Below are 12872 nucleotides of genomic sequence, written 5' to 3'. Positions count from 1 at the left end.
GCATGCACCTCAAACATAATTAGTCCCACCTGTCCTAGCGCCCGTTTTATTCGGTTACATATCTATTTTATATGAATAAAATGGGGTGATGTACGTATTATTTAAGGTATTTATGATTAATCTCTTATAAAAACATGGCATTTAGGTTTAATTCAATATATTTCAAATGAAAGTATGAAGACAGAATGAGCATGCATAAATATGACTTGCATTTTCGTTAGTTATCACTTACTATAATTTTATGAACAAGAAAACACATATAGACAGCAAAAAGAAAGATATTCTGCAGGCAGCGATGTGCTTATTTGCAACCAAAGGAATTGACGGGATTTCAGTCAAAGAAATTGGAGAGGCTGCTGGTGTGACGGATGCCGCGATTTATAAGCATTTTAAGAGTAAAGATGCGATGGCCTTGGAAGTATTCGGGCAGTATTGTAATAGCTACACCACATTAATTGACTTCTATCGCAAGCAGAGTGGGAACTTCGTTAGTCGTTTCCATCAACTGGTGGATGAAGTGCTGAATATGCATGATGAGGACCAGTATGGTTTGCTTCTACTATCACAGCACCATGAGCTGTATGTTGAAGCAAGCCAGAGCCAGAACGTGCGTCAGCCGCTGAAGGCGTTGACTGAATTCATCGAACAGGGGATTCAACAAGGTGAACTGCCGAAGCAGGATGCTCAGCTATCCGGTGTGCTCATCATTGGAGCCATTACACGCTTGTCCGTGTCCAGCCTGGAAGGTGAACTTCCACAGCAGTTAGTTCCATTTGCAGCAGAGGTCAAACAACGTTTAACTGCTTTATTAAGTAAAGGTCAGTAGTGACCTTTTCTTTTTAAATATAAAGTTAGTGTTTTCTAACTAAAATCATAATATGAAGGTAGGAAGTGGCTTATATGTCTAAAAAAATATTGGTGATTCAAGGAAATCCGGTTGCTGGCAGTTATGGAGAAGCGTTGGCTCAATCCTATGTAAAAGGAGCGAAGGCTGCAGGGGCAGAGGTTCGTTTGTTGCAGCTATCCGCGTTGGACTTTAATCCAAATCTATTAGGTGGATATCGTAATAAATTGCCGCTGGAACCTGATTTGATCCAAGCACAGGAGTCGATTAAATGGGCAGAACATCTCGTTTTTGTCTTTCCGATCTGGTGGGGCAGCTTGCCTGCATTAATGAAAGGATTCATTGACCGTACCTTTATGCCGGGATTTGCGTTTAAGTATCAAAAAGGAAAACCCCTGCCTGACAAGCTTCTAAAAGGAAGAACGGCCCGCCTCATTACAACGATGGACGGTCCGCATTGGTACTACCGATTTTTCCAGGGACAGCCTGGGCATCGCATGATGAAGGATTCCACGCTGCATCTATGTGGTGTCAAACCAGTACGTTCTACGAACATTGATCTCATGAATAAGTTATCGGATCAGCAGCGCAACGATTGGCTGAGCAAGGTGGAGCAGCTGGGGCGAAGCATGAGCTAGATTTTCACCTGCGCCAAACCCATTGGCCTACAAGTAAACCATTGTGGTATCCAATCATAATTGACCTGCGAAAAGGAAAAAGACCACAATGGGAGCAACTGGCTCGCATTGTGGTGTTCGGAATAGCTCATGTTTTGCAATCAACATTATATAAATATTGATGCAACGATTAAAATAAATCCGATTGCTAGACCGGCAGGGCCCCAATAATGCATAGGGATAAAAAATAAACTGTGCTGGGTTCCCATTCGATAGCGTTGCCCTGTTTCCATATCAACTAGCACTTTGTCCGAGTCGGCGTTAAGCGCTTTTCCCAAATACCAGATAATAACTCCCGACACAATAAACACAAAAGCCATCGGCAGCCGGAAATCTATGGAGTCAAGCCCTAGAGCGGATACTAAACTCCCGACAACAACAAATAAAATCCCTGGAATAACGATATTTAAAATACCAAAACCCTTCCAAACAATCACATGAAATCTTCCTTTCTGAATTCAAATCCAACATATGTATTTATCGGTTAAAAGAGAGATTTAGTTTACAAAATGACCCATTCAATGGGGAATTTACAATGTGTAAAACTGGAAGAACAAAAAAAGCCGTTTCTCCACATCTTCATAACCCAGCACAATCTGGTCTGAAGGTGGAAAATCGGCTTTTACAATAGTGAAGTGAAGCCCTATGCCTATTCGGCTGCTGCTTTCGCTTGTTCCGCTACGAAAACAACAGGCTTCATAATCCGGCTCAGCATGTCCTGCTTCGGACGATTCCAGGTAGCCCAGTCGTCCAGCAGCAGACCGCCTGTGTCGCCGCTATTCGGATTCAGGGACCAGTACGTAAAGTACAGGTTGTTGGCACCAATATAGTCTACGAGTGCATTTTGCCATTTCCCCTCAGTAGTAGACAAATCAACATTACGACCGCCGAATTCACCGACCAGTACCGGAGCTATGTTTTGCTTGCTGATGTAGCCCCAGGTTTGATCCCAGATCGCTGGCAGGTTGGACGGGAAGGCCGGGTCGTTGAACCATGGCTGCGAAGACACACCAGGGCCGTAATCATGCGGAGAATATACGACACGGTTCGGCACGTCCAGAACGACAGGATAGTTAGCTACACCTGTCAGGTTGCCACCCCACCAGTATTGGCTATTGTTGCCTTGTACATTGTGGTCTACACCTTCTACAAGAATCAGCCAATTCGGATTCACGGACAGAATCGCATTCCCTGCACGTTGTGCCGCCAGACGCCAGTCTGTGGAGGCATTGCCTGTACCCCAGCTTGCTTGACCGTGTGGCTCGTTGTGCAAATCCGCACCAATGACGGTTGGATTGTTTTTATAACGTTCAGCCAACATTTTCCAGTCGCTAATCCAGCGAGACTCAGGGTACTGGGATGTATACCACAGCTCGGATTGCCCACCTGAGCCTGGACGGTGACGGTCAAGGATAATCTGAATACCACGTTGTCCAGCTTTTTCGATCAGCTTGTCCATAATTTGAATCGGAGTTAATCCGACCAGATCAGGGTTTTTGTGATAATCAATACTGTCTGGACGGGAACTGGAATCGAACAACTGATTGCTGTAAGGCAGACGAATCAGATTGTAGCCTTCTTTCTTCACCTGATCCAGCATGTCGTCCATTGAGCGGCTCCACAGTCCATGCAAGGTGTAATTAGGAGTTTCCAGACCGAACCAGTTCAGGCCGTTAAATGCCGCCTCTTTCCCGGATTCGTCTACAATCTTGTTTCCTTGGGTGTGATAATATCCTTTCACACTGGTTGCATCTGCCGAAGCGGGAGTATAGCCATACAGTGTGAAGCCCATTACGAGGGAGGCAATGACGAAAAATGTTTTTTTTAATCCTTTTTTCTTCATGATTCTTGCTTCCTCCTTTATTTAAAAGAATTTGTAACCGATTACATTTTCATTTTATGTTCAAATCTTCCATCAAACAAGTTCATAAAATTCGTATATTTCTAAGATTTCGTTCGAAATCAATGGATTTATAACAACGGATTATCAAGCTAAGTAGGAAAGTTCCTCTTGTAAAAGATTCTTGAAGGAGTTTCCACCCCGTATTTTTGGCCGCGCTTGTATATGAGTAGAGGCACGCTCTAACTCTTTATTTATTATATTTTCCTGCTGTAATAGAAGGTATATAATAAAGTGGAATTCACTTTACATACAGGTTGCAGAATATATATATTTGAAAAATAACACGCCTGACATGCAGAAAAAGAGAGGAGGGTAATTATGGTAACAACGATGAAGGAAGTTGCAGAGCGTGCCGGGGTGTCGAAGAGTACAGTTTCGCAGTTTCTGCAAAAGAGATACAACTATATGAGTGAAAACACCAAGAAGAAGATCGAGCAAGCGATTGAGGATCTCAGTTATATACCCAATGAGGTAGCACGTAGTCTCAAGCAGAAGAAGACCTTCATTGTGGGGGTTATTTCTTCAACCATTTTATCGAGATTTACAACAGAAGTCGTGCGTGCCATTGAAGATGAATGCCAACTGGAAAATGTCCAAGTCATTGTCTGCAATACTGATGATGATTCGCTCAAAGAGAAAAAGTATGTCCAGTCGATGATTGCTCGGCAAGTGGATGGACTTATCATTTTCCCGACGGAAGAGAACAAGAAATTATATGTTTCCCTTGTCAAGAATGGCTATCCCTTCGTGTTTGTGGACCGAAAAATCGATGAACTGAGCGTAGATACGGTGCTGCTGAATAATGAAAGGGCCAGCGAGCTTGCGGTTGAAGCACTCATTGAGCATGGTCATAACAACATAGGGATTATCACGTTCCCCTTAGGCAAAAAAGCGATCACCACACGAAGTGAGCGGCTGTCAGGTTATCGAAATACGCTGGGCAAACATGACATCCCAGTGAATGAAAACTATATCAAAAGCGGCAGGTTGGATGAAATGCCTAATCTGATTGGACAACTATTCCACATGGAGAATTCGCCCACTGCAATTATTGCTACGAATGACATGATTTTGGAGCAGGTGCTGATCTATGCCAAAAATAATCATCTGACCATACCTAAGGACTTTTCCTTGATTGGCATAGATGATGTATCCTTTGCGTCTTTTTATAATCCGCCGATCACAACCGTTTCCCAGCCGAGTTTTGAAATGGGGAAAAGAAGTGCCAGGCTACTGCTGGAGAAAATTGATCAAAAAGAACAGGATCATGAGGAGCTGTCAGAAATCATCCGAATGAATCCGGTCATTAACCACAGAGAATCTGTCCAAAAGCTGAACTGAATAATTGAATAAGTCCTTTTCATCTTTTTGAAAACGTTTTTATGAATTCTATTGTAAAAAGAAAATAAAGAGCTATAATGATCTTATGATTCGAGTCATGAATACCCTTTCATTTATGTATGGTCTGATTTTAGTGATGATTGCGATTGAGGAGAGGGGAGGAATGGAGCTTAAACGAATAATGTATGGAGTAAGTTGTGATTTAATTCACAAAAATGATTCTGCTTCTTTTTACATTCCCGGAAGGGAAATTTTTTTCGAGTATTACTAAATCGATTTAGTAAGAATGAAAAATAAATAAAAGAAAGTCGGAGATCACTATGGAAATGTTTATGAGCATTATCAGGGAGCCATCCATCATTATCGCGATTGTGACATTACTCGGCCTTATATTCCAGAGGAAGAAAGTATCAGAAATCATTACAGGAACTACTCTTTCTTTTATGGGCTTCACCATGATCAAGGTCGGCGGCGGCATTTTAGGTGGCGTTCTCACTAACTTCAGTCAAATTTTTTCTTATGCGTTCAACCTTAAAGGTGTCGTACCAAGCAATGAAGCCATTATGGCACTGACCATTGATCAGATCGGGGCGGATGCTGCGCTCATTCTGCTCTTTTCCATGATCCTTAACATTGTGCTTGCGCGCCTGACCAAGTTCAAGTACATTTATTTGTCTCTTCACTTGATTTTGTTCATGAGCTTTGCCGCTACAGCCGTTATGAAAGGTCTGGGTCTCAGTTCGCTGACTACGATCATCGTCGGTTCTTTGATAATTGGGAGCTATATGGCGGTGTTTCCTTACCTACTCCGAAATGCCAGCAAAAACATTATTAAATCGGATGAATATACGATTGCTCATGCTTCCATGACCTCTTACATTCTAGGTACCTATTTAGGGAAAGTTTTTGGCAACCGTGAAAATGACACCGAAAATGTAAAAATTAATGACCGCATCAGTTTTTTGCGCGACCCCAATGTTGCAACGACCTTGACGATGCTTGTGCTTTTACTGGTATCTGGATTGGTTGCTGGTTCTGATTATGTCAGCAAATTATCGGATGGCAAAGAATATATCGTCTTCATCCTCGAACAGTCAGCTATTTTTGCTGCCGGCTTGTATATCGCAAAAGCAGGTGTTAAGCTGTTCACAACTGAAATTGTACCCGCTTTCAAAGGTTTCTCCCAAGTGTTCGCACCTGGAGCAATCCCTGGTGTAGATGTTCTGGTACTGTTCGACAAATCACCCAATTCCGCGTTGGTAGGCTTCTTGGTCAGCTTCTTCACAGGCGTTGCCTGCGTCTTTCTTTTCCCGTTTGTCGGATTGCCTGTTATTGTACCAGGGATCATGGCCTGCTTCCTCGCTGGTGGTGCAGCTGCGATATTCGGCAATTCCAGCGGTGGTTTTAGAGGAGCGGTTATTTCCAGTTGTCTTAATGGATTCTTGCTCTGTCTGCTGCCGGCTCTCACCTTGCCGCTCTTTTCTTTTTTGGGTGCCGAAGGGGTAACGTTCGCCGATCCCGACTTTACTACTCTTTCCGGAGTGCTTTGGCTTATTTTCCGCTGGGTTTAAACTAAATCGATTTATGAATTTTTTAAAAAATAACTCATCTAAAAAAAGGAGGAATTATCCATGCTTTTTAACGACCAAGATATTCAAATTGATATCGTTGACAGTAATACCACCCGGAAAGTGCTGGCCCACAGCGACCAGCTTATGTATGTCAAAGTGATGTTTGCTAAAGCCCAAACAGGGGAGATCCTGTTGCATAAGCATGTCCATGAACAAGTCACTTATGTAATAAAGGGAAGTTTTAAGTTCATGATCGATAATGGCGAAACCAAGGAAGTGCAGACTGTCAAAGAAGGAGACAGCATCCATTTTCCATCCGATACTCTTCATGGCTGTATCCCACTGGAGGATGGCGGTATTCTGCTAGATGCATTTACACCAGCACGTGCAGATTTCCTATAACGTCCGATCATTTCATTTTTATCTTTTTTTAGAAGAAGACCTGCAAGTATGTTATATTTAACAAACGGCAATCGTGATGAACAGTAATATAGTGATTTTTAGAAAAGGATGAGACAATTTTGGAAAACAACGAAACTCAGCAGGAATTTGCAGAAGTATATGAGCAGCTTAAAGTAGCTGCAAACCGAACCTCCGATTGGAAAACACGCCTAGCTGCGGTAAATGATCTGGGTGCATGGAAGAACCAGCAGACGATTGACTTGCTGACACACCGTTTGAATAATGATACGGTATATGCCGTTCAGGAAGCCGCTTACCGCAGACTTCAGGAATGGGGCGAGAATGTACAGCCGCCTGTGCGCAAAGAAGGTGAGCTTGTTAAGGGTCTGACGAAGATTCTGGTGCGGATTAAAAAAAGCTTGCCAGCCGATCATACCTATAACGATTTTCGCGAGAAGTTGCACAAGATGAGAGTCGATATTTATGACATCTACGAAGGTGACAAGGGTGCTGAATTTGATCAGTGGCTGGAGCAAAAATGGGCTTCGTTATCCACAAGATAACACCTGAACCCTGTAATTGAATGTATTTTTAAGGATTGTTGCTGGTGATACAGACAGAGCCTTAGCAAGGATAAGGGATTATCTTTGTTAAGGCTTCTTTGGCTTGTTCTCCTTAAGAATCATGTCCTTTATCTTTATGCCACTGTATATATACTTCGGCAATATGGTACGATGGGATCGAATTATTTTAGTGTGTACATGGGAGGGACTAACATGAGCAAGGCGAAGCTGTGTTTTATCGGGGCTGGCTTTCACGCTTCAACAAATATATATCCTGCTGTTATTGGGGCAGGTGCTGAAATTCAGGCGATTGCGACTAGAGATCTAAGCAGATCGAAGACAGCACTTCAGCGGTTTGGAAGCAGTGGCACACCTTATGACAATTACAAGGCTATGCTGGAGCAGGAAGACTGTGATGGAGTTGTCGTGATTGCACAAGCGGCAGATCATCCTTCGCTTGTACTGGACTGCATTAAGGCCGGAAAACATGTTTTTGTAGACAAGCCGCTGGGCTGGAATGCCGAGGAAGCGGCCCAAATTGCAGATGCGGCAGAAGCAGCAGGTGTCGTGCTGATGGTCGGCTTCATGAAGCGCTACGCACCTGTATACATAAAATTAAAAGAATTAATTGAGGGCGGCTCGCTTGGAGCCGCACGCTCATTTCAGGCGAAATTTCTCGTGGACAGTACCCTGTTTTGTAAAACCGGCGAAGATTTCATGAAGCTGGCGGCAGTTCATATGGTCGATCTGGTACGTTATTTGTTTGGAGAAGTGGTGCAGGTTACCGGATTTGCGAACGATAACGGTGAGTGTATTTCCCATACGATTGCCCTGAAATTTGAAAATGGTGTAGTGGGCAGCTTATACTTCGTAGGTATGACAGCATGGACACGCGAGAGTGAAGGTATTACGGTTACCTTTGATCACGGTTTTGCGAACGCGGATGAGGTGAATACACTGATCATTCACAAGTCGGAGAGTCATACAGAGCTTCCTTGGAAATCCCTTGCGGAAAATGATACGGTTCTGACACCATCAGCTTCCGCGATGTCGGGCGGATACCGTGATTTGTACTTGCGCGGTTTTGTCGGTGAAATCGCACATTTCATGAACTGCTGCCAAGAAGGACGTACGCCTGATTCAAGTGGACGAGACAACGTGAAAACGATGGAGCTGTGCGACCGCATTTTGGCTGCGCTCCAATAGGATACCTATTTTATATACAAGCTTCGAAGCCTGGACGGTACCTTAGTTTGGGTGATTTGAAAGAAGCTTCGAGTTTAACTGGTCAGTAGATGGCTCCTGCATTTGTCGGGGGTCATTTTTTTTTAATATATCGTTATTACGTGTTGTTATCAATCGTAATGATTTTGGAGAGTGATGTACGTTTTAATTAATCTCAATTAAAAATATGCCAACAAAGTGGAACGATGCGCTAGAATGGAAAAATAGAAAGCGTTATCATTATCAACTTTTCTGCGATGGTTCAGGGGGAGAAGGCATATGCGTTCAAGGTCAAGGTTTCAGCCATTAAACACATTACGTAATCAGATTTTTATCGGATTTATACTGGTAATGCTCATTATGATGAGTGTGGCGGGGGCGTTCATTTATCTCAATGTGTCTCACTTGTTAAAAGACAGTGCCGAGCGACATATTGGTCAGACCGCGGTACAAGCAAGCGGTAGGCTGGATGCATTAATCGGCCAGATGGACAGCTTGACAGAGCAGGTCGCGAATCACCCGTCTGTTCAGCATATTTTGCTGGAGGAGCGCAACGGGGGCAAGGTGAATTTCGGACAGCGTCAATCCCTACTGCAAGTGATGCATAGCTATCAGGCTTATATGCCGAGTGTGGGATCGCTGGAGCTCTATACCGCCGAAGGGAAGATGTTGTTTCCGATTAGAGAGGGCAGTCTGGAGGAACGTATCGGACAGGCAGACATTCGTGAAGCGAATCAGATGAAAGGAAGACTGGTCTGGATAGGTATTGATCCCGAGGACCCTCGGTCACTGCTGGCAATTCGGCAGGTGAGTCTGGTGGATCGTTGGTTCTCACGTGGAGGGTACCTGATTACCCGTATGGAGCGAAGCTATTTTGGACTGAATGGTGCGTCAGCAGTCAATGAAGAAGCGGATGAAACCATGCTGCTTGTAGATCGTCAAGGCCAGCTGCTGTCGGGTGAACCAATGAACCAGACAGATTTGTCAGGTGTACTGCATAGCAAGACACAGACGGTTCATATTGGAGAGCGGGAATATGTGAAGGCGGTTCAGCAGTCGGAGCGGACGGGCTGGTCGCTGCTGATCCTGATTCCGGTTAGCGTCGTCACAGACGGAATTACGGTTTTACGGACTACGCTTATCATTTCCGCGTCTCTTGGTGCCGTGCTATTCCTGTTCATGTCCTTTATGTTGTCTACGTTGATTACAAGACCGATAGGTCACTTGATTCAGGCGATGCGCCGTTCACGGGAAGGGGCATTGGCCCTGAATCCAGAACCGGCAGCAGCCGTCGAGCTGCGAGAATTGAACGCAGAGTACAACACGATGATTGTCGATATCAATGAATTGATCCGTGTTATTTGCGAGAAGGAGGTTTTACAAAGCCAGACCGAGCTTAAAGCTCTGCAGGCGCAGATCAATCCGCATTTTCTTTTTAATACGCTGGATGCTTTCAACTGGTCGCTACAGGAGAAGGGAGAGGAGGAGCTTGCCGGGCTGATGGTGTCCATGTCGCGGCTGTTTCGTTATGTTATCGAACCGGCTCACCATGACTCTTGGGTGACCCTCGGGGAAGAAATGGCGCAAATCCGTCGTTATCTGGAACTGATGGAGATGCGTCTTGGTGAACGTCTGAGCTGGCAAATTCATATGCCTTCAGAGGCAGCCAGAATTCCGCTTCCTAAACTGCTGATCCAGCCTATTCTAGAGAATGCCATTTTGCATGGTGTGGAAAATCGCATCGGCAACGGCCGCGTTGAAATCAGTGTCACTCCTTCGACCAGATCGGGTTGGACCAAGATCGCGGTCATAGATAACGGACCTGGAATGACAATGGAAGAACTTGCAGCTGTGCGTACAGCGTCGATGGGGGGAGCAGCCTGCCAGAGCAAGGGAACCGGTATGGGACTAGTGAATGTGCAGCGCAGGCTTGCTCTCTATTATGACAGCGCATCTTATCCAACGGACGGTGTGCTGATACATAGTGCTGAGCAGGAAGGAACTGTGGTCACTTTTGAAATTCCTGATGAATATGGAGGGCGGTAGGAATGAGTGTTTCATCCAAAACCATTGTCATTGTAGACGATGAACAGCGAACACGTCAGGGGGTACACCAGACATTGGAGCAATGGGCCGCCGGGAAATACCGGATTGTGACATTCGGTAATGGTTTGGAAGCATTAAATATACTGCGTGCGGAGACGGTTCATCTGTTGATTACGGATGTCCGGTTGCCGGAATTCAGTGGGCTGGATTTAATCCGCTCTCTGGAACGGGATTCACGACGACCAGCGATCATTGTCATCTCGGGTTATGCGGAGTTTGATTATGTCCAGCAGGCTCTTCGTCTGGGAGCCGTCAATTATTTGCTCAAGCCGATTGATAAGCAGGAGCTGCTGAATGCGGTCAATGAAGCGCTTCGGCTGGAAGAGGAGCGGCAGCGGTACGAGAAGCTGGATAAGCTGGCTGACCCTGTTCTGCTAGAGCTCGATCTCCAAGCGGCTACCCTTAGTGATCCGGTACGACGTGCCTTTACCTATATGGCGGAGCATCTTCACGAATCCATTACGATGGCGCAGACTGCCGCGCATTCACACCTGAATGCGAGCTATTTTAGTGTTTTATTCAAGGAGCAAAGTGGTTTGTCCTTCAGCGAATATCTGCATCGGCTGCGGATTCAACGGGCCAAGGAACTACTGCTGCATACCCAGTTGACGATTGCCCAAATCGGCGAACGATCAGGCTACCGAACAGATAAATATTTTATTAAAGTTTTCAAAGCGACCGAGGGGGTAAGTCCCAGCCGCTACAGGCAGCAGATGCGTACAGGGCCGGAGAATATCGACTGATAGTAGGCAGATCAAACCCAATAAAAGTGGAATTATACCCAATGAGCGTACCCTGTTGAAAGCAGGAATGGAGTGCTAAACTTACAAATGATAACGGTTACAAAAAATATAACTACAACAAACGGAGGTCTAACGATGTCCAACGAGTATGGTTTACGTAAGCGCTCACATCAAAAATGGTTTGCTGGGTTGACCCTGCTGCTGTCATTCATGCTGGTGCTATCCGGTTGCGGTGTTGGCAAGGATGGTCAAGGCGGTTCTAGTGGAGAAGGGGGAAAGGTTACACTCAAAATGATGCACCTGTGGCCAGAGGGAAGTTCGGCACAGCAGAGCAAGCTTGTGACTCAGATTATAGATCAATACCAAAAGGATCATCCGAATGTCGTCATTCAACAGGAAGTGCTGGAAAATGAACAATACAAAAACAAACTCAAAGTGCTGTCAGCTTCCAATGAATTGCCGGATATCGGCATCACCTGGGCAGCGGGTTTTATGGAGCCTTACGTTAAAGGTGGATTATTTACGCCGATGGATGACCTGTTGAATGGTTCCAAGCTGAAGGATAAATTCGTACCGGGAACGACCGAAGCCTATGCGCTGAATGGCAAAACGTATGCGCTTCCGATTGAATTGAATATTACACCTATTTATTACAACAAAGCCATATTCCAAAAATACAACTTGAAGGTCCCTACGACATTTGACGAATTTAAGCAGGTTGTGAAAACACTTACGGATCATGGAGTTGCACCGATTGCATTGGGCAATAAAGACCGCTGGACCGGCTCGCTCTGGTATATGTATTTGGCGGATCGTATAGCAGGTAACGAAACGCTGAAAAAAGCGATTGATGGCTCAGGATCGTTCGATGACCCTGGTTTAATTCAGGCGGCCTCCGAAGTCCAGACACTTGTGGATATGAATGCCTTTAACAAAGGGTTTAACGGCTTGTCCAATGATGAGGGAAAATCTGAGTTTATGAACGACAAGGCAGCGATGTATTTGATGGCTACTTGGGAATTGCCGAATTTTACGACCAATCCCGCAATCCCGCAAGCATTTAAAGATCAAATTGGCTTCTTTAAATTCCCGATGGTTGCAGGCGGCAAGGGCAACGAGAACAGTTGGGTAGGAGGTCCGGGAGTAGGCTTGTTCGTTTCGGAAAATTCCAAGGTGAAAGAAGAGGCCAAAGCGTTCGTTGAATACTTCGTAGTCAAATGGGGAGAGCAATCGGTCACACAGGCAGGCGTTATTCCGGCGACGAAAGTGGACACCTCCAAAGAAAATTTGCCCAAGCTGTATGTCGATTTGCTGAACGGACTGAATCAAGCCAGCAGCATTACCTTGTTCGCCGATGTACAGATGAAGCCAAATGCAGCGCAGGTACATTTGAATATGATTCAGGCGTTGTTTGGTAAAGCGGTGACACCGCAACAATTTGCCGAGCAGCATAAGGCTGCCATCGAGAAAGGAAATTGAAATTGACCACCTAAGGAGG

General features: G+C 45.0%; 12 protein-coding genes. 10 read left to right on the top strand and 2 right to left on the bottom strand.

From position 1 onward, the window contains the following. Nucleotides 1–241 precede the first annotated feature (241 nt). Both AC5ELV_RS13250 and AC5ELV_RS13245 read left to right on the top strand, forming a co-directional pair. Complete coding sequence (locus tag AC5ELV_RS13250) at nt 242–826, top strand: TetR/AcrR family transcriptional regulator (RefSeq protein WP_493430578.1); 585 nt, start codon at nt 242–244, stop codon at nt 824–826. Between the two features lie 74 nt (nt 827–900). Then, complete coding sequence (locus tag AC5ELV_RS13245) at nt 901–1482, top strand: NAD(P)H-dependent oxidoreductase (protein ID WP_307347604.1); 582 nt, start codon at nt 901–903, stop codon at nt 1480–1482. A gap of 146 nt (nt 1483–1628) precedes the next feature. Here AC5ELV_RS13245 and AC5ELV_RS13240 read toward each other — a convergent pair whose 3' ends face one another. Next, nucleotides 1629–1958, bottom strand: a complete 330-nt coding sequence (locus AC5ELV_RS13240; protein WP_493430577.1) for a hypothetical protein — start codon at nt 1956–1958, stop codon at nt 1629–1631. Between the two features lie 212 nt (nt 1959–2170). After that, nucleotides 2171–3364, bottom strand: a complete 1194-nt coding sequence (locus tag AC5ELV_RS13235; protein WP_493430576.1) for a glycoside hydrolase family 5 protein — start codon at nt 3362–3364, stop codon at nt 2171–2173. Between the two features lie 378 nt (nt 3365–3742). On the opposite strand from AC5ELV_RS13235, the gene AC5ELV_RS13230 reads away from it, so the two are divergent. The 8 genes from AC5ELV_RS13230 to AC5ELV_RS13195 all read left to right on the top strand — a co-directional run bounded on the left by AC5ELV_RS13230 (nt 3743) and on the right by AC5ELV_RS13195 (nt 12853). Continuing rightward, complete coding sequence (locus AC5ELV_RS13230) at nt 3743–4765, top strand: substrate-binding domain-containing protein (RefSeq protein ID WP_493430575.1); 1023 nt, start codon at nt 3743–3745, stop codon at nt 4763–4765. 320 nt (nt 4766–5085) lie between these two features. Continuing rightward, the gene (gene ulaA / locus AC5ELV_RS13225; protein ID WP_493430574.1) at nt 5086–6336 is read left to right on the top strand and encodes a PTS ascorbate transporter subunit IIC; all 1251 of its coding nucleotides are present in this window, start codon (nt 5086–5088) and stop codon (nt 6334–6336) included. A gap of 60 nt (nt 6337–6396) precedes the next feature. After that, nucleotides 6397–6738, top strand: coding sequence for a cupin domain-containing protein (locus AC5ELV_RS13220; RefSeq protein WP_493430573.1), 342 nt, complete (start codon nt 6397–6399; stop codon nt 6736–6738). 119 nt (nt 6739–6857) lie between these two features. Beyond that, the gene (locus tag AC5ELV_RS13215) at nt 6858–7301 is read left to right on the top strand and encodes a HEAT repeat domain-containing protein (RefSeq protein ID WP_013311410.1); all 444 of its coding nucleotides are present in this window, start codon (nt 6858–6860) and stop codon (nt 7299–7301) included. A 213-nt stretch (nt 7302–7514) separates the two neighbouring features. Further along, nucleotides 7515–8507, top strand: coding sequence for a Gfo/Idh/MocA family protein (locus AC5ELV_RS13210; protein WP_493430572.1), 993 nt, complete (start codon nt 7515–7517; stop codon nt 8505–8507). Between the two features lie 297 nt (nt 8508–8804). Next, nucleotides 8805–10571 carry a cache domain-containing sensor histidine kinase gene (locus tag AC5ELV_RS13205; protein WP_493430571.1) on the top strand — a complete coding sequence of 589 codons (1767 nt, stop codon included), beginning with the start codon at nt 8805–8807 and terminating at the stop codon, nt 10569–10571. A gap of 2 nt (nt 10572–10573) precedes the next feature. Beyond that, entirely contained in the window at nt 10574–11374 is an 801-nt protein-coding gene (locus tag AC5ELV_RS13200) for a response regulator (protein WP_493430570.1), read from the top strand. Nucleotides 11375–11509: 135 nt separating this feature from the next. After that, nucleotides 11510–12853: an extracellular solute-binding protein gene (locus AC5ELV_RS13195; RefSeq protein ID WP_493430569.1), complete on the top strand. Its 1344-nt coding sequence runs from the start codon at nt 11510–11512 to the stop codon at nt 12851–12853. The last annotated feature ends 19 nt before the right edge of the window (nt 12854–12872 follow it).

The organism is Paenibacillus sp. NMA1017, assembly GCF_058895805.1.
Note: the sequence above shows the minus strand (reverse complement) of the source record. Positions and strands in the feature narration are given on the sequence as shown.